The sequence below is a fragment of the Microcoleus sp. Pol12A5 genome (genome assembly GCF_036701435.1).
Lineage (GTDB): Bacteria > Cyanobacteriota > Cyanobacteriia > Cyanobacteriales > Microcoleaceae > Microcoleus.
In genome coordinates this window covers 1-18,643 of record NZ_JAUBQU010000120.1, presented here as the reverse complement: position 1 = coordinate 18,643, position 18,643 = coordinate 1, and the positions used below count along the sequence as shown (strand labels likewise).

The 18,643-nt window shown below is 44.9% G+C and carries 10 protein-coding genes; 7 read left to right on the top strand and 3 right to left on the bottom strand.

Annotation, left to right across the window (positions count from 1 at the left end):
• Positions 1–9: 9 nt before the first annotated feature.
• A complete protein-coding gene (locus tag QUA45_RS23310) occupies positions 10–2,541 on the bottom strand; it encodes a vWA domain-containing protein (protein ID WP_333222239.1) in 2,532 nt (843 codons plus the stop codon).
• A 351-nt stretch (positions 2,542–2,892) separates the two neighbouring features.
• Between QUA45_RS23310 and QUA45_RS23305 the strand changes: the two genes are divergently transcribed.
• From QUA45_RS23305 to QUA45_RS23295, 3 genes are all read left to right on the top strand, one after another.
• Positions 2,893–3,879, top strand: a complete 987-nt coding sequence (locus QUA45_RS23305) for an AEC family transporter (RefSeq protein WP_333222238.1) — start codon at positions 2,893–2,895, stop codon at positions 3,877–3,879.
• Positions 3,880–4,046: 167 nt separating this feature from the next.
• On the top strand, positions 4,047–9,875 hold the full coding sequence (locus tag QUA45_RS23300) for an AAA family ATPase (RefSeq protein WP_333222237.1): 5,829 nt from the start codon (positions 4,047–4,049) through the stop codon (positions 9,873–9,875).
• Between the two features lie 588 nt (positions 9,876–10,463).
• Positions 10,464–12,167: a calcium-binding protein gene (locus tag QUA45_RS23295; RefSeq protein WP_333222236.1), complete on the top strand. Its 1,704-nt coding sequence runs from the start codon at positions 10,464–10,466 to the stop codon at positions 12,165–12,167.
• Between the two features lie 67 nt (positions 12,168–12,234).
• Here QUA45_RS23295 and QUA45_RS23290 read toward each other — a convergent pair whose 3' ends face one another.
• On the bottom strand, positions 12,235–12,597 hold the full coding sequence (locus QUA45_RS23290) for a hypothetical protein (RefSeq protein WP_333069282.1): 363 nt from the start codon (positions 12,595–12,597) through the stop codon (positions 12,235–12,237).
• Positions 12,598–12,998: 401 nt separating this feature from the next.
• Between QUA45_RS23290 and QUA45_RS23285 the strand changes: the two genes are divergently transcribed.
• Together QUA45_RS23285 and QUA45_RS23280 are read left to right on the top strand one after the other, a co-directional pair.
• On the top strand, positions 12,999–13,841 hold the full coding sequence (locus QUA45_RS23285) for a photosystem II manganese-stabilizing polypeptide (protein ID WP_333094165.1): 843 nt from the start codon (positions 12,999–13,001) through the stop codon (positions 13,839–13,841).
• Between the two features lie 463 nt (positions 13,842–14,304).
• Positions 14,305–15,078 carry an RNA polymerase sigma factor SigF gene (locus QUA45_RS23280; RefSeq protein WP_333094166.1) on the top strand — a complete coding sequence of 258 codons (774 nt, stop codon included), beginning with the start codon at positions 14,305–14,307 and terminating at the stop codon, positions 15,076–15,078.
• 422 nt (positions 15,079–15,500) lie between these two features.
• Here the strand turns inward: QUA45_RS23280 and QUA45_RS23275 are convergent, their stop codons facing one another.
• Positions 15,501–16,667 (bottom strand): pyridoxal phosphate-dependent aminotransferase, encoded by a 1,167-nt coding sequence (locus QUA45_RS23275; protein ID WP_333222235.1) that lies wholly within the window; start codon positions 16,665–16,667, stop codon positions 15,501–15,503.
• 210 nt (positions 16,668–16,877) lie between these two features.
• Between QUA45_RS23275 and QUA45_RS23270 the strand changes: the two genes are divergently transcribed.
• Positions 16,878–17,390 carry an adenine phosphoribosyltransferase gene (locus QUA45_RS23270; RefSeq protein ID WP_333094170.1) on the top strand — a complete coding sequence of 171 codons (513 nt, stop codon included), beginning with the start codon at positions 16,878–16,880 and terminating at the stop codon, positions 17,388–17,390.
• A gap of 165 nt (positions 17,391–17,555) precedes the next feature.
• Positions 17,556–18,596: an ABC transporter permease gene (locus tag QUA45_RS23265; RefSeq protein ID WP_333222234.1), complete on the top strand. Its 1,041-nt coding sequence runs from the start codon at positions 17,556–17,558 to the stop codon at positions 18,594–18,596.
• Positions 18,597–18,643 lie beyond the last annotated feature (47 nt).

The window sequence follows — 18,643 nt, the reverse complement described above, 5'->3', positions numbered from 1 at the left end:
CCCTAATTCCTACTTCCCTACCGTGAAATACTCATTCTTAGCATACACGCTAATAATGCAGTCTCCCACTTCAAAAAACATCCCCTCTTGCTCATCTTTAGAAAATTGCAAGTTGCCGTATTTAGAATTAATTTCCTCAGCAGTCGCCGCTTTTGCCTCCATTTCATCCGGGATAAGTCCGGTAGAACCGATATAGAAAACCAGCGGTGAAACTTTTTCCCTGTACACTTTTTCAGCATAAGCTTCCAGTCGCTCGTTGGCATTAGCTAAAGCAGCGACAAACTCCTCTCGCTTCACATCTTCTCCCTGCCATTTCGCTTGCAAAAGGCGCAGCAAACTATCTGCACCCACTTTGGCTAAAGTAACGCTAACAATTCCGTTATTCTCCAACCCCAAAAACTCATCAAAAATCAGTTTCATCAAGTCGTCAACTTTGGTGATTTTTGTTCGGGATGACAGCGTTTTGTGTGCGAAGACAACAGGCTCATCTAACGTGATGTCAAATGTCGGTTTTGCTAGCTTTTCGCCCGTGTTTTTGTGGTAAACTTCATAAAGGCGATCGAGAAATTTGTTGGCAGAGTGCAACTTGCCGAAGTTGAGGATGTTTTTGCTGCCGATGTCGATTTTGTAGCTGACTCGCGAATCTACTGAACCGTTGGCGATCGCACTTTTTAAATCTGTGTATTCCGTCGTCGTCGGAAAGTTGATGTAAAGGTTTTTTGACAGATAATGCTGTTTCAATTCTTCCAATTGTTCGGCAGTGTAAGCCTCGGATTCTTCCTTCAAATGAGCCGAGAGAATGCTAGAGAGAATTTTGATTTCTGCGAGTTCCTCAAACACTCCGTCAAGGCTGCCGTAACGCCCGTCAAAAGGCACGAGGGGCAAAGTCTCTAACTTAATATCGTACTCTGAACGGAAGTCAAATTCTTGCACGGGCGAACCGTCTTTTTCAAGAACACCGCATTTTTTGAGCAAATCAAACACTGGTTTGCTGCTGATTTTTGTTCGCAGCGACTTAATATTAAATTCGCCGTCGCTGACAATGGTATAATTGTTGAAAGTATTGAGGTCGGTAACTAGAATTCCCGCCACTTCTGCGATTAAAGTTTCATCCTCAACTTTTACCAGCTTAGCTTTCCGGGTAATCAGCATATTGATGGTAGCGGTATTTTGATTGATGGCAAATGAACCCATTTGCACGTATTCGCCACCATCTAAGAATTCAGTTTTCAGCCAAGGCTTGACAAGGTTGCCGTTTTCGTCTCGCTTTCCCTCAAGTCGCTTCAAACCTTTTCGCTGATAATTTTCTTGCAAATGTTTCAAGTTGATGATGATGCTGTTGCTGTTTTCCTCGAATATCTCGATCAACTCCAGCAGGGAAATTTTATCGCTGACTTTTACCCGATCGCCAATTTCATGATTTTTCAACACATCAGGCGCAAAAACAGCCTGTTCCAAATCTTCCGTAAACTCCGCTATTTGGGCATTTGTCAAAGCTTTAACGTGTTTTTCCGTCAAAGTAGCGTCGAAGGTGCTCGCCAGCGCATATTTAGCCGTATTTAAATTGCCGTCAGCGAGGTTAGCTTTCGCAAAAGCAAACACCGACTCATCAGTTTGAGCAACGGGAACATCTAGTTTGTCATACTCATCTTTCGCGACTTTCTGATATTTGTAAAAAAGTCCCCGATCGTCTGCTTTCAGCCCGCAGATTTTCAGCGTGCTCGATGAACCGTTAATTTTCTTGCCACTTTTGGAAACAAAAACTTGATAATCGTATTCCTTAATTAACGGTTCTTCCAGCGGAGGTGCAACGGAACTGCCTAACAGTTTTGTGCTGTCGTAAAGAGCATCATAAACCATTTTGACTTCGCCAGCGCGGATGCAATTTCCCGATAATGTGTTGGCGATTTTGGAGAGAAGTTTGAAATCAGCACAGGCATAGGATATCGTGTTGGCAAACACATCCATGCCTTTGAGTTCTTCGCAGATTTCCCCGATTTTTGCAGCTTCCGAATTGGCACTGGGGTCATTTGCATAGCCGTCGGTGTGCAAATTGATCGCTGTCATTTCTCCCGCTTTAACCAGAGATTTAGCGAGTTGCATCGACTGCGATATGCAGGTACAGCCAGCCGTGTGGATTTTTTGAATTTCTTTGATATATTGAGAGTCAAACTTCAGCACTTCTTGAATGGGAATTCGCTGGAAATGACAAATTACGTCCCCATTGCTAGCATAGGAAATCAGGCTGACAATTAGCTGGTAATTGTTGTATTCGTCTAAGGTCAAAAGCTTGATTAGGGTTTCTTTCAGCGGTTCTAAGTCATAATACATTGAGCCGGAACGGTCGATGATGATGATGCTGTGAGCGACGGATTTTTCTGGGATATCGCCGGGCTTTCTTTCTAAATTAATGCGATCGACTAGATAAAATGCCTTTGCGTTTCCGGCAAAATTGTAGAGGGTAAATTTGGTGCGAGTATTCGAGGCTGCTTGGCTGCTGGAACTTTTGGCTTGAGATGATTGTTTTGCTTGCCGTGCCATAGTTTTCACCTATGTTGACTTATTCCTCAACTTAATCATGACACGCGCTTCTGGGGATGTCAAGGGGGAGCATCTCATATTTGTAAAAACACTTCTTCTGGCTCCTTCCTTCTCCCTCTTTCCCCCTGCCTCCTGCCTTCTGCCTCCTGCCTCAAAACTTAGATTTCTAGCTTTTCTGCAAAAGTGAGATGCTCCCTGTCAAGGCCTGTGTGGAAAATTATCTGCGAGGCTGAATAAGCATTAATATTTAGGGCTGCGCTGCCAGGGAAAACTGCGGCGGTAGGCTAAAGGTGGGCTTTTTTGGCAAAAGTAGTGGATCTGCGTAAATATTTAGTAAATATTTACTAAATCATGCTTTATTTAGAAAATCCGCTGCTCAAACTTTATCTAAATGTGTTCGCATGGGTGGCGTTCGGATTCATTCTCGGCCGCCTGCTACCGAGAAGCTATTCTACATATTTAGCCAAGTTTATTTTCTTCTTTGGCACGCCATTGAGCATTGTTGCTTTTATCCGCCGTGCCAATTTGTCGGGCGCTATTTGGATGGCGCCGCTAATAGCTTGGGCGGCCATTCTAGCAGGTGGAGGACTCGCTTGGATTTTGATAAATTTTGTTGTCGGCGAGGAACGTTTTAAGACTCTTAATCCGATCGCCCAAAATAGCCCGGAACACACTACTGCTTGGAGTTTGCCCGCTCAAGGCAGCTTCTTATTGGCAACGATGGTGGGTAATACGGGTTATTTAGGCATTCCCGTCACGTTGTCCTTATTAGGCTCGGAACACTTTGCCTGGGCGTTGTTTTACGACTTGCTAGGCACTACCATGGCAATCAATATACTGGGAGTTGCTATTGCTTCTCACTGCGGTAAAAGCGATCGCCCTCAGAGTTGGTTAGGTCCGGTGCGGGCAATTTTTCTGAATCCGGCACTGTGGGCTTTTGGTTTAGGATTTGTCTCGCGCAGCTTGCCACTGTCGGTACCTATCGCAGAATTGTTAACAACAGGCGCTTGGACTGTAATTACTTTATCTTTAATTACGATCGGGATGCAGTTGAGCAAGTTGAATTCCTTGCACAACCTCAAACAAGTTTTGGCTTGTCTGGGGATTAAAATGTTGTTTATTCCCTTGGTAATTGGAACGGGATTAACATTTTTTGGGATCACGGGCGCGCCCCGACTTGTGCTAGTGCTGCAAATGGCAATGCCTCCTGCTTTTGGTACTACATTGCTGGCAGAAGCTTTCAATCTCGATCGCGAATTAGCCGTAACTGCGATCGGCCTCGGCTGCGTTAGTTTATTATTCACTATTCCAATATGGATGAGGCTATTTAATTTTTAAATAAAAGTGGATTGGTTTATTTTAAAAAAGGAAATTTGGCGTGACCTAAATCACAATTGCCAGCGATTTAGATCATATTAATGATACTTAAATATCACAGGAGTTGGAAACTATCTTTTCTTCTGTTAAGCTACAAACAGCCCGCCCATGAGGCCGATAATAAAAATATGAAAACTCAAAATTTTACATTGAGAGGTTATCAAACGCTCGAGCGCATTTACTCAGGAACTCGCACCCAAGTTTATCGAGCTTTCCGTATTCAGGACAAAGTGCCCGTCGCGATTAAAGTCTTGCATAGCGAGTATCCCACCTTTAGCGAACTCGTGCAATTTCGGAATCAATATACGATCGCCAAAAACCTCAACTTGCCCGGAATCATCCAAACATACAGCTTAGAAGCCTACCAAAACAGCTATGCGCTGGTAATGGAAGACTTCGGGGGAATTTCGCTCAAAGAATGGACTCAACAAGGGGAAACTCTACTCAATTTAAGCGAGTTTTTACAAATGGCGATCGCACTATGCCACACCTTAAATATTCTCTACCGAGAACGCATCATTCACAAAGACCTCAAACCCAGCAACATTTTAATTAACCCGCAAACCAAACAAATCAAATTAATCGACTTTAGTATTGCATCTTTATTGCCACGAGAAACCCAAACCCTGCTTAATCCTAATGTTTTAGAAGGGACACTTGCTTACATTTCTCCCGAACAAACTGGCAGAATGAACCGGGGAATTGACTACCGGACTGATTTTTATTCAGTTGGTGTCACCTTCTACGAATTACTGACAGGAGAGTTGCCATTTCAATCAAATGACCCGATGGAGTTAGTACATTGCCATATCGCCGAAGCAGCACCCTTAGTACACGAAATCAACCCACAAATTCCATATGTACTTTCAGAGATTCTCAGCAAATTGATGGCAAAAAATGCGGAAGACCGCTATCAAAGTGCTTTAGGACTGAAAACCGATCTAGAAAAATGTTTAGATCGGCTTAAAGAAACTGGGGAAATTCAGAGTTTTGAAATTGGGCAAAGAGATGTGAGCGATCGCTTCCTCATTCCCGAAAAACTTTACGGACGAGAAGCTGAAGTATCAATACTGCTGCAAGCATTTGAGCGAGTTAGTCAAGGCGCAACAGAAATGATGCTGGTAGCTGGCTTTTCTGGGATTGGTAAAACAGCAGTAGTTAACGAAGTGCATAAACCGATCGTGCGCCAACGCGGTTATTTTATCAAAGGCAAATACGATCAATTTCAGCGTAACATTCCTTTAAGTGCCTTCGTGCAAGCCTTTCGGGATTTAATGGGGCAATTGGTAAGTGAAAGCGATGCCCAAATCAAACAATGGAAAACTAAGATTTTAGAAGCCCTCGGTGACAGCGGACAAGTTGTTATTGAAGTCATCCCCGAACTAGAAATAATTATCGGTCAACAACCACCAGCTCCAGAATTATCGGGAACACCAGCACAAAATAGATTTAATTTATTGTTTCAAAAATTTATCCAAGTCTTTACCAATGCCTCACATCCCTTAGTGATGTTTTTAGATGATTTACAATGGGCAGATTTGGCATCGCTGAACTTAATGCAGCTCCTCATGGCTGATACGGGATATCTGTTATTAATTGGTGCATACCGCGATAATGAAGTCAACCCCGGACATCCATTGATGTTGACTTTGGGCGAGATACAAAAAAAACAAGCAACGATTAATACGATTACTTTAGTACCATTGAGTCAAGTCACAGTGAATCACTTAGTTGCTGACACCCTGAAATGCTCAAAAAAGTTGGCAGGTAATATTTCTCAACTGATTTATCAAAGAACCAAAGGAAATCCCTTATTTGCTACTCAGTTTCTTAAAGCATTACATCAAGACAATCTCATTCAATTCAATTTTGAATCAGGCTGCTGGCAATGCGATATTATCCAAGTTAACCAGCAGGTGCTTACAGATCATGTTGTATCCTTTATAGCATTGCAATTACAAAAATTGCCGCGATCGACTCAAAATGTATTAAAATTAGCCGCTTGTGTTGGTAATCAGTTCGATCTAGCGATTTTGGCAATTGTTTCGGAACAGTCCGAGATAGAAACTGCTGCTGAGTTGTGGAAAACTTTACAAGAAGGATTAATTTTACCTATTAGTGATCTTTATAAATTTTATCAAGAAAATGATGGCGATAAATTAACGCTAGAGAAGGGAAATACCACTAAACAATTCGCACGATATAAATTTTTACATGACCGAGTACAGCAAGCGGCTTATTCGCTGATTCCCGATTCTCAAAAACAAGCAACTCATCTCAAAATCGGACAATTACTTCGCAAAAATTTATTACAAATAGAACAAGAGGAAAAACTGTTTGATATTGTCGAGCATTTGAATAAAGGAATTAAGTTAATTACTGAACCGAGAGAACAAGAAATGTTAGCTCAACTAAATTTAAAAGCTGGAGGTAAGGCGAGAAATTCTATAGCATACGCGGCAGCAATAACATATTTTCAAACAGGCATCGATCTACTACAAATAAACTGTTGGCAAAGTCAGTATGAATTAGCTTTAAACCTCCATATTGCTGCGGCTGAAGCTAGTTATTTGAATAGTGACTTTGAGGGGATGGAACAGATAGCAACAATTATGTTGCGCTCGGCTCAAACGATTTTAGACAAAATCAAAATTTACGAAATTCAAATTGCAGCGCAAGTTGTACAAAGTAATGTGTTGGAGGCGATCGCTATTGGCAGAAAAGCATTAGAGCAATTGGGGCTTGAACTGCCTACAGAACCCGATCCAGCTAAGACTAGCATAATGCTACAAAGCCTTGCTACCCAACTCGAAGGTAGAAAAATTGAAGACTTGATAAATCTGCCATTAATGACCGATCCTACCGATCGAGCCGCAATGGAATTGATGGCAATGTTGTTTTCACCCATTATCCAAGGAATGCCCGGTTTATTGCCCTTACTGAGTTCGATGATGGTGAATTTATCTCTTCGATCCGGCAATACCGTGGCATCAACAACTGGGTACGGTATTCACGGCATGGTATTGTGTGCTTTCTTGGAAGATCCTTCCGCAGGCTATGCTTTTGGTAAATTGGCTCTAAATTTACTGGAAAAACTTAATATAAAAAAAATTAAATCCGGTGTTATGTCTCTATTTGGTTGCTTTATTCAACATTACCAAGAGCGCTTGGGTGCCACAATCCCGACTCTGAAAGCAGCTTACTATGCTGGCATAGAAACTGGAGATTTTTTACACGCTGGTTTTGCTCTCGGTGGTCACAGTAATGGCAGGTTTTTTAGCGGTGAAGAACTGAATAGTTTTATTCAAGACATGGCTGATTATAGTGTGGCATTGGCTCAGGTGAAACAAGAATCTGCTCGAGTATATGTAAATTTAGGCAAACAAGCAGCAGAAAACTTGATTGAATTAGTCAGTCAACCATATTGCTTGATCGGCAATTCCTATAATGAAACGTTGATGCTAACTAAGCACCAGCAGGATAATGATTTAACAGCGATGGCGCAAGCTTACATCTACAAACTGCTGCTTGCTTACTACTTTGGTAATTATGCAGATGCACGCAACTATATCGACCAAGCGAAACCGTGTTTAATGGCAGTATCGGGATCGATTTTTGTTCCTATTTTCCATTTTTATGCCGCGCTAACTTATCTAGCACTCTTCCCTACCCAACCAGAACCGGAGCAAGCCGAACTGCTTGCTGTTGCTGCCACCCATCAAACGATTCTGCACCAGTGGGCGCACTATGCCACGATGAACCACTTGCATAAATGGTATTTAGTTGAAGCCGAACGCCATCGAGTTTTGGGTGAAAAAGTCGCAGCCAGTGAGTGTTATGACCGAGCCATAAATCTTGCTAGAGAACATCAATTCATCAACGAAGAAGCCCTCGCCAACGAACTAGCAGGAAAGTTTTACTTACAATGGAATAAACAGCGCATCGCTCAAGAATACGCGATTGAAGCTTACTATGGCTATGCTCGTTGGGGTGCAAAAGCCAAAGTCGCTGATTTAGACAAACGCTATCCCCAATTACTTGCTCCCGTATTACAGCAAACTCGTTGTACTCTTTCCACTAACGAAACTATTTTCGCCTTGGGGACTGTTACATCCACCAGTTCGGCTACTTCTAGCAGCAGTGCCTCTGTGGCTTTAGATTTAGCTACCATTCTCAAAGCTTCCCAAGCTATCTCCAGCGAAATCGAACTGTCCAAACTGCTTTCATCGTTGCTTTCCATTGTCATCGAAAATGCGGGGGCAGATAAATGCGTATTAACACTGCTACGAGACGAGCGCTTGCTAATTAAAGGCTCAATTAACAAGGGAAGAAACCCAGTTGTGTTGCAGAGGATTCCTATTGAGGAGAGTCAGGAAATTCCCCTAAAGCTAATTTACAAAGTTAAGCACAACAATCAGGCTGTTGTGCTGGTGAATGCGACAGCAGATCCTACTTTAGCCAACGATCCGTATATCATGCGCCAGCAGCCGAAGAGTATCTTGTGCAGTCCGATTTTGCATCAAGGCAAGTTGATGGGCATTTTATATCTGGAAAATAGTTTAGCAATAGGAGCATTTACGAGCGATCGCGTCGAACTCCTGAATCTACTTTGCGCTCAAGTCGCAATTTCCCTAGAAAATGCCCGATTTTACGAACAAGCCCAACAAATGCTAGTAGAACTGCGTGCCAGCAAAGCCCGCTTTCAAAAGCTAGTGGATAATCTTCCTGGCATAATTTACCAGATTTGCCTGGCTCCTGATGGTTCTGTTTCAATTCCCTACGTTAGTCCAGGCTGCGCCGCTCTATATGAAGTGTCACCCCAAGATTTCTTGGCAGGCATCACAAATTTTCGGATGCTCGAGCATCCAGACGATCGCCGATCTCTGACTGAGGCGTTCATCCATTCTGCCGAGACTCTCACGCCTTTTGAGCAGGAATGGCGCATTATTACGACCTCTGGCACTGTGAAATGGGTGCAGGCGGCATCACGACCGGAACGGCAGGCCGACGGCTCGATCGTCTGGGATGGCGTGATGATGGATATTAGCGATCGCAAAATTGCAGAACTTGCCTTCGAGCAAAAATCAGTGGAATTAGAACAAGCATTACACAACTTGCAAAACGCCCAATTACAAATCGTCCAAAGTGAGAAAATGTCGGCTTTAGGTAATTTAGTAGCTGGTGTGGCGCATGAAATGAATAACCCCCTTGGCTTTATTGCTGCCAGTCTCCAAGAAACTAAACCTACGATTGCCGAGTTGCTCGAACACTTGCAACTCTATCAAGAAACTTTCCCCAACCAGAGCGAGCCAATTATCGACCATGCCGAAGAAATCGATCTGGAATATACCTTGGAAGACTTACCTAAGATAATGGATTCCATGTCTATGGCCTGTGAAAGGCTGCAAAATATCAGTACCAGCCTCTGCACTTTCTCGCGTGCGGATCGAGATTATAAAGTTCCTTTCAACATTCATGAAGGCATTGATAGTACGCTTTTAATTCTCAAACATCGCCTCAAAGCTAATCACAAACGTCCTGCCATTGAAGTGATTACCAACTATGGAGATTTACCGATGGTCGAGTGTTTGCCGGGACAAATAAATCAAGTATTTATGAATATTATAGCTAATGCGATCGATGCTTTGGACGAATCCAATGCCGGGCGAACTATAACAGAAATCAAGGCTCATCCCAATCGAATTATCATTCAAACATCGGTGGAAAATCAGTTAGTAAAAATTGCCATTGCCGATAATGGTAGTGGCATGAATAAATCGGTCAAAGAAAAGATATTTGACCAGTTATTTACAACCAAAGCAGTCGGGAAAGGAACGGGATTGGGATTGGCGATCGCTAAGTCTATCGTTGTCGAAAAACATGGCGGTGCAATTCACGTTAATTCTACATTGGGGGAAGGAAGTGAATTTGAGATAGTGTTACCTATTACTGAATAAAAGTAGAAGATATTCTTCATTATTGGAGATTTGAGACTGAATAACTGGCAAGGAAAGATGATTTAATGATGGGGAAGTCGGACCTACAGTTGCATTTTTTTAAACTGGTATCTGAAGTAAAAGTTTGAGGAGGAAGAATGACAAAAGTTATTCCTTTTTCCTTCTTGCTTATTTCCTTGGTCGAGTTTGACCGAGAGAATCCAGGATACAAGCCCCCGGATTCATTCCTTCGCAGACTCAGGACGAAAAAATAAAAAATCTGTATCGAAAAACCAGCCTCCGAATTTATCCGTGGGGTCAATGCTTCAATTCTTTAATCTAAAATATAAAATCTAAAATCGATTGACTTTCTTGAGTCCGCTCGACTAATTTCTATTTAAAAAAATCCATAATAACGAAATTAGATTGCCGATCGAGCATTATACCAGCCCCGATCGCAACTGCAGACACGAGCAAAACTTCCAGCGCCCCTTCGGCAGATTGCCAAAATCTCAATTATGCTAACCTAGGCAAGCAGCAATCCCTTGTCACGAAGGCGATTAACATAATTTCAAACAATTTATTTTATTGAGGACCGGTGTATCCCGTATGGCAAACCTGATCGGCACAGACAGCAACGACTTTATTCTAGGAACTCCGCTGGGCGATCGAATTCGCGCCTTAGATGGCGATGACACGCCCCTGGGTGCGGGAGGAGATGACACCCTAGAGGGCGACGGCGGCAACGACCAGCTTCTTGGAGCGGACGGAGCAGATTCGTTGCTTGGCGGTGAAGGAAATGACGAACTCATTGGCAACCAAGGGCGCGATTTTGCTTCCGGCGGGAACGGCGACGACTCGATTCGCGGCGGTTTGGGCAACGACATCCTCGAAGGCAACGACGGGATAGACAGCGTGGTGGGAGACGCTGGGGACGACTTAGTTTTTGGCAACGGAGGCTCTGATGTGATTGCCGGGGGTACTGGCAACGACACCCTCACAGGGAATGACGGCGACGATTCCGTGTTCGGGAATGCTGATGATGACTTTCTCTACGGGAATTTTGGGAACGATTCTCTCAACGGTGGCAGTGGTAGGGATCAAATGTTGGGCGCTGAGGGCAACGATTATTTGACCGCCAGCGACGGCGACGACACTTTGTACGGCAATGCCGACAACGATTCGCTCTTCGGAGATGCTGGTAATGACCAGATATTCGGTGGGAAGGCTGACGATACAGCTTTTGGCGGCAGCGGTTCCGATACCCTTCGCGGCGATGAAGGCGACGACTCGGTACTGGGAGATGAAGGTAATGACTTCCTGTTTGGCGGCAAAGGTAATGATGGTATAGACGGCGGTTTTGGCGATGACTCCTTGGCTGGAGGTATCGGCGACGATACCATTTTGGGAGGTTTCGGCAATGACAATTTATTTGGGGCAGAGGGTAATGATTCTCTGATCGGAGGTGAGGGTTCGGATACTCTGATTGGCGGCAGCGGCAGCGATGTCTTTGGATTGGGAGCCGGGCCTGGCAGTTTGGCTTTAATTACTGATTACAATGACACGGAGGATTTCTTTGGACTGCCGAGCAATTTATCTTTCGCTCAACTGCAAGTTCGCCAAGGTAACGGTGCCAATGTCAGGGATACAGTAATTACGACGCTCGATGGCAAGCTTTTAGCAATTTTGACAGACACTCCGGCCGCTCTGATCGAGGCGAATGATTTTATCGCTGTGACTGGGACAGTTACCCCCAGACCAACCACCATTACAACTACAACTACAACTACAGTTACCAGCACAACTACAGATCCAACTCTAACTCCAACTCCGACTGAGACGCCGACTCCGACTCCGACTCCGACTCCGACTCCGACTCCGACTCCGACGCCGACTCCGACGCCGACTCCGACTCCGACTCCGACGCCGACTCCGACGCCGACTCCAACTCCGACTCCGACTCCGACTCCGACAGCAGCACCGACCCCGACGCCAACTCCAACTCCGACAACAGCACCGACCCCGACTCCGACAGCAGCACCGACCCCGACTCCGACAGCAGCACCGACTCCGACGCCGACAGCAGCACCGACTCCGACGCCGACAGCAGCACCGACCCCGACTCCGACTGCTTCTTCGAGGATTCCAACTCCGCCGACAGTTAGCGTGCCTGATTCGCCTCTGCTATCAATTAGTTCGATTCCCCCGACTCCCAGACTATTGCCAATGCCGGGTCAGACGCCGATATTCCCGACGGCGGTGCCGAACCCGATACCTTTTCCTACACCTGTTCCTACACCTTTCGGGTTCTAGGTGCGATCGCGCAGCTCCGTGATGAGTGATGAGTTAATGTAAAACTCACTAAACTCATCACTCAAAACTATTTAACATCCTGGGGAGTTTCGGCCGAGTCTTCTGGCGACTCGGCTGGAGAATCTTCTAGGGGAGATAATTGTTGGGTGTACCCCAAGAGCGATCGAAGTTTCATGCGGTGGATGTAAGGCCAGCCGCCATTGGCTTCAATATTCCTGAGCAGTTTGTAAAGTGCTTGGCGGTTGTCGGGAAAAGACGCTTGAAACAAACCGTCGCGAATTTCCCGGTGCGAAGCTTCCAGTGTCCGCAGCAGGGCCAAAAGCAGCAGGCTGTCTCCCTGACAATTTTCGGCTAAAGTCCGAATCGCCTCTGTCACTGATTGCATTTGAGACTGCAAATTTTCTGACTCTAAATCTTTGCCGTTGTCCATACCGCTGCTTCCTTTGAAATCTACAAGGCCTTTGTCCCCAGCCTTTTGGTCAACCGACTAATCGAGCTAGTCGCGATCGCCATTCGGGGTCATAAGCAAAGTAACTTAAGTAGGTTGACTTAAGCAATATTAATTTGCAGTCCAAGTCAGGAAAAGAGCACCACCCGTCGTACCATGTGTATTGGGCTGCGATCGGAACATGATTGAGAAATCATAAGTTCTTGCTTATTTTCACGCCGCACTAGCTTGATTGTTTGAGTCAATGCCGGTGTCGGTGAAGCGAGGGATCAGGATCTAAATGCTGCCCGAAGCGCTGGCCTAGCCTGCCGGCGGGCAATTATATTTTGCTCGAAGTAGGGCTTTTTCTTAATATAATCCGATGTTGGATATTGAGGTTTGCAATGAAATATCGTGCTTTAATTGTTGCACTTTTAGCATTTTGCATGAGTGCGCTGGTTGCTTGTTCTTCTGCTCCTGACACGACGGTGGCGACTACCGAGTTGCTCACCTACGACCAGATTAGAGGTACTGGCTTGGCTAATAACTGCCCTAGCTTGGCAGAAACTTCTCGGGGATCGATCCCCATCGAAGCGGGCGCCACCTATAAACTGACTGGTTTGTGTTTGCAGCCTACAACTTATTTTGTGAAGGAAGAACCAGCAAACAAACGCCAAGAAGCGGAATTTGTGCCTGGTAAATTGCTGACACGGTTCACGTCGAGCATTGACCAAGTTCAAGGTACGCTCAAGGTCGATACTGACGGTACTCTGACTTTCACAGAAGAAGACGGCTTGGATTTTCAAGCTATTACGATTCAGTTACCGGGCGGAGAGCAAGTACCTTTCTTGTTTACCATTAAACAGCTAGTGGCCAGTTCCGAACCGGGAGTGGTTGCTATCAATACTTCCACCGATTTGCGAGGGGAGTTTAACGTTCCTTCTTACCGCAGCGCAGGCTTTTTAGACCCTAAAGCTCGCGGGGTAGCGACTGGCTACGACAATGCTGTGGCGCTTCCGGCTAGTGACAATTCCAAACGCGTGCGGGCTAATGTTAAGGTGGCTGACACTCGCGCCAAGGCGGGCAAAATTTCTCTCCAAGTTGCTAAAGTTAACAGCGGCACTGGCGAAATTGGCGGGATTTTTGAGAGTACGCAGCCTTCTGATACTGATTTGGGAGCTAGACCCGCTCTGGACGTGAAAATTCGGGGTTTGTTTTATGCTCGCATTGAGCCTTCTGTGTCATAAAATTGGGTTTCAGGATCGATCGAACTTGAGCAGTTTTTTGCCCTAGAGCTACTGCTCACCCTTCATTAGCCAACAGTCTTGAGCAACATAACTTAGGACTGTTGACTAATGACTAAATTTATGATTTAATTTGCATGAATACCAAGTTATTTATTTGGCATTTTTAATTAATTAAAGTATTGTATTAAAACAGCCTTAAAATTGTCATTTACTTTTAAAAAATTCCGGTTAAATTCTGGCTTGTGCCGAAGGTCTTCTGCCGGATCAAGTTCTGCCTTCTGTCGAAAAACTTTCGGATAATCCAGCTAAATCCCAGCACCTTCCGAAATTTAAACAGGTGTGTCCGCTATCACACCTATTAAGTGCTAGGATTACACTACCTAAAAGTGAATTTTTTTAGACTAGATTGGAAACTAGATCTAAAGCAAGCTCAGTCCTCTGCTCTACCCACCCTTATGCCACCATGTCTACCACAGTGCCGAACGAGCTAAAAAGCGAAAATTTGCAATTGTTGCGCGAGTATCAACTTTCGGGATCGAATGAAACCCGCAATCAGTTAGTTAAACTGAATATCGGGCTGGTGAGAAAAGAAGTTTATCACTGGATAAACCAGTGCGGTGAAAGCTACGACGATTTGCTGCAAGTCGGGTGTATTGGGTTGATCAGGGCGATCGAGCGGTTTGATATCGCCAAGGGACACGCTTTTAGTTCCTTTGCAATTCCCTACATACGGGGTGAAATTCAACACTACTTGCGGGACAAAAGCCCTTCTGTGCGATTTCCCCGCCATTGGCAGTCCCTCGAACGCAAATCAGTCGCAGCAATCAAAGATTTGCAGGTGCAGTTAAACCGCAAACCTACGGATGCTGAAGTAGCAGCAGTCCTTGAGGTTTCTGTGCAAGAATGGCAAGAAATTAAGTTGGCCCATCTCAACCGATCGCCTCTGAGTTTGGACGCGCCGATGCAAGATGAAGATGAGGGGGCGACTTGTCTGGGAGAATTGGTTCCCGATAGCAAGTATCGGAGTTTTCAGTTGGCGCAAGAGGATCAAATTCGCGTACAGCAAGCTTTGGCTATGTTGGAACAACGTACTCGCGAGATATTGGAGTTTGTGTTTCTCTACGATTTGACGCAGAAAGAAACGGCTGAACGGTTGGGTATCAGTGCGGTGACTGTTTCTCGGCGAGTTAAGAAGGGGCTGGATTTGCTGAAAGAAATCATGACGAAACAGCTTTAGTCAGCAGTCATGAGTCATTAATCATTGGTCATTGGTCAGCCGTAGTTATACCAATTCTGAAAAGTAGTGCTAGATATCAATTATCAGCTATCGCCTGTAAGGAAACGGCACTGCCGTGTCCGGCAGGTGGTAAGAGCGAATGAACGATAATTTATATATAGCCATCCTAAATCATTTGTGAATTTCTTACTCCCGAACCGCGGGTTCGGGGAGAGCTGGGGTGGGGTAAAAAATTTACGACTCCTGTAAGGATTGCTATAGGACAATTACTGTAGCAAGACTTTTTAAAATGGGTATTAGTCAACAATCAGCAGTAGTCAGTCAACAGTCAATAGTCAACAGCCATCGGTAATTAGTCAGTGGCTACCAAGAACAAATAGCAAATGACTAATGACTAATGACTAATGACTACTAACTAATTTTTAGATGCTGCGGACAAATTTATCCAGCCTTTCTACAGCTTTTTTAATTGTGCTTAAATCGGTGGCGTAAGACAAGCGAATATGGTCGTCTGCACCAAAAGCAATCCCCGGAATAACGGCTACTTGCTGCTGTTCTAAGAAAGCGTCGCAAAATTCCAGAGAATTCAATCCAGTCTTGCTGATGTTGACAAACATATAGAAAGCACCGTCTGGTTTAATACAGCTAATCCCAGGGATAGCATCGAGTAATTCAAATATTACCTGACGCCTTTGGGTAAAAGCTAGACGCATTGTTTCGACAGACTCTTGACTGCTTTCCAAAGCTGCGATCGCCCCGTACTGTGCAAAAGTACACACATTTGAGGTACTGTGACCTTGAATCGTGCCGGTAGCTTTGATTAATTCGATCGGTCCGGCCAAATAACCGACTCGCCAGCCTGTCATCGAGTAAGCTTTAGCAAAACCGCTGCTGATTAGGGTGCGATCGAAGATTTCTTTGCCTAGGGAACCGATGCTGACGTGTTGAGCGCCGTCATATATAATTTTTTCGTAAATCTCGTCAGCAACGACTAAAATATCTCGATCGACTATCACTTCGGCCAATGCTTTGAGTTCCGCCGGAGTATAAACCATTCCCGTCGGGTTAGAGGGCGAATTCAGTACAAATAACTTGGTTTTGGGAGTAATCGCTCGACTCAGTTGTTCCGGTGTAATTTTATATCCTGTAGAAGCATCAGTCTGTACAATTACTGGCTTGCCGCTGGCGAGTTTCACCATTTCTGGGTAGCTTAGCCAGTAGGGAGCCGGAATAATTACTTCTTCTCCAGGCTCGATCAGAGCCATCATCAGATTGTAGAGGGAATGCTTGCCACCGTTGGTGACAATGATATTTTCCGGTTGATAGTTGAGATTATTGTCATCGCGGAGTTTGCGGGCGATCGCAGCTTTTAACTGCGGTTCCCCAGCCACAGGACCGTACTTAGTCTTCCCCTCGTCTAAAGCTTGTTTTGCCGCTGCTTTAACGTGTTCGGGGGTATCAAAGTCTGGTTCTCCCGTACTCAAACTACAGACATCAATCCCTTCGGCCTTCATGGCTTTAGCCTTAGCGGCGATCGCCAAGGTTATAGAAGGAGAAACCTCACCCACTCGTGCTGCCAACTTAATCATTGGATTTTAGATATTAGATTTTTGACTTTAGATCATAGGGTGACAAATCTTGATATTCAACCCTGTTGTTAGGAAATTATGACATTTGTTTACATATAGTAAATCTAAAATCTAAAATCTAAAATCTAAAATCTAAAATTTAAAATCGATTGACATTATTATTGTACCATTTTTGATGCCTCATTACCCTCAACGCCGATCTGCAAGCTTATGGATCTCAAATCTCTGATTCGCGACATTCCTGATTTCCCCAAGCCGGGAATTCTGTTTCGAGACATTACAACTTTGCTGCGCGACCCGCAAGGGCTCAGTTACACCATTGACAACTTAGCCGAAAAATGCTCTGCAATGTCTGCTGACTATGTGGTGGGCATGGAATCGCGCGGCTTTATCTTTGGCGCGCCTTTGGCTTATAAAATGGGAATAGGCTTTATTCCTGTCCGCAAACCGGGGAAACTACCCGGTGCGGTTCATTTTGCTGAGTACGAGTTGGAGTACGGTGTCGATCGACTGGAGATGCACCGAGATGCGATGACATCCGGCAGCCGGGTGCTGATTGTGGACGATTTAATCGCCACTGGCGGAACAGCGGCTGCGACGGCTAAGTTGTTAGAGCAAGCTGGCTGCGAGCTTGTCGGTTTTGCTTTTATCATTGAATTGCAGGGTTTGGGCGGCAGGCAGAAATTGCCCGATGTGCCGATCGTCACGCTAGTGGAATATTAGTTAGTTCACTGTTAATTACTCGTTGTGGTAAGGTGCGCAGTGCGCACCCTACATCTTACTAAGGATACCAGTTATAAAAAATAATGCAAATGTAGGCACCCTCCCAACCTGGTAGTTATCACTCATTCACAAATCTAAAATCTAAAATCTAAAATCTAAAATAGCATGACTTCTCTTAAGTTAAATCGGAATTGGCGAGCGTTGAATTCTCTGTTTGGCAACGAGACATTTACTTATGTTTTAAAGCGACTGTTGCAGGCACTTTTAACGCTATTTTTGGCTTCGATGCTTTGTTTTGCAATTATTGAGCTAGCACCGGGCAATTACTTGGATACTTTGAGCCAAAATCCGAAGATTTCGCCGGAGACACTCAAGCAACTCGAACAGCAGTTCGGCTTAGATAAACCAGCGATTGTGCAGTATTGGCTGTGGCTGCAACAAATTGTGACGCGGGGGAATTTTGGCACGAGTTTTGTGTATCAGCGATCCGTAGCTTCGCTGCTGTGGGAACGGGTACCGGCGACGTTATTAATGGCGATCGCATCTTTGTTGGTGACGTGGGCGATCGCGATTCCCTTGGGAATTGTCGCCGCCGTCAATCAAAACCGCACAGTCGATCGAGTTCTGCAAGTAGTCAGCTACACGGGACAGGGATTTCCGAGCTTTATCACAGCGTTGCTGCTGCTATTTTTTGCTCAGAATACTTCGCCTCTGTTTCCCGTCGGAGGAATGACAAGTATTGACCATGCAGACTTACCTTGGTGGGGTCAAATCCTCGATTACGGCTGGCACTTAATTTTGCCAACTGTCGCCCTCAGCCTTACTGGTTTTGCGGGTTTGCAAAGATTGATGCGCGGACAATTGTTGGACGTGCTGCGTCAAGATTATATCCGAACAGCACGGGCGAAAGGTTTGCCGGACGATCGAGTAATTTACATTCATGCTTTGCGAAATGCTGTTAATCCGTTAATTACCCTATTGGGTTTTGAGTTTGCTAGTTTGTTGAGCGGTGCGTTTATTGCCGAATATTTCTTTAATTGGCCGGGTTTGGGAAAGCTGACTCTGGATGCGGTGAACAATCAAGATTTGTATTTAGTAATGGCAAGTTTGATGATGGGTGCGACGATGTTGATTGTGGGGAATTTGTTGGCAGATTTACTGCTGAAAGCTGTCGATCCTCGAATTAAGCTGGAAGATTTGAAATAGAAGAGTTCACTCAGCGATCGGATGTCAATTGTCACTCAAATTTTGTC

What these genes read in the sequence shown, in the direction of transcription:
- QUA45_RS23310 (WP_333222239.1), bottom strand. Translation starts at nt 2,541, where the DNA reads ATGGCACGGCAAGCAAAACAATCATCTCAAGCCAAAAGTTCCAGCAGC.
- QUA45_RS23305 (WP_333222238.1), top strand. Translation starts at nt 2,893, where the DNA reads ATGCTTTATTTAGAAAATCCGCTGCTCAAACTTTATCTAAATGTGTTC.
- QUA45_RS23300 (WP_333222237.1), top strand. Translation starts at nt 4,047, where the DNA reads ATGAAAACTCAAAATTTTACATTGAGAGGTTATCAAACGCTCGAGCGC.
- QUA45_RS23295 (WP_333222236.1), top strand. Translation starts at nt 10,464, where the DNA reads ATGGCAAACCTGATCGGCACAGACAGCAACGACTTTATTCTAGGAACT.
- QUA45_RS23290 (WP_333069282.1), bottom strand. Translation starts at nt 12,597, where the DNA reads ATGGACAACGGCAAAGATTTAGAGTCAGAAAATTTGCAGTCTCAAATG.
- QUA45_RS23285 (WP_333094165.1), top strand. Translation starts at nt 12,999, where the DNA reads ATGAAATATCGTGCTTTAATTGTTGCACTTTTAGCATTTTGCATGAGT.
- QUA45_RS23280 (WP_333094166.1), top strand. Translation starts at nt 14,305, where the DNA reads ATGTCTACCACAGTGCCGAACGAGCTAAAAAGCGAAAATTTGCAATTG.
- QUA45_RS23275 (WP_333222235.1), bottom strand. Translation starts at nt 16,667, where the DNA reads ATGATTAAGTTGGCAGCACGAGTGGGTGAGGTTTCTCCTTCTATAACC.
- QUA45_RS23270 (WP_333094170.1), top strand. Translation starts at nt 16,878, where the DNA reads ATGGATCTCAAATCTCTGATTCGCGACATTCCTGATTTCCCCAAGCCG.
- QUA45_RS23265 (WP_333222234.1), top strand. Translation starts at nt 17,556, where the DNA reads ATGACTTCTCTTAAGTTAAATCGGAATTGGCGAGCGTTGAATTCTCTG.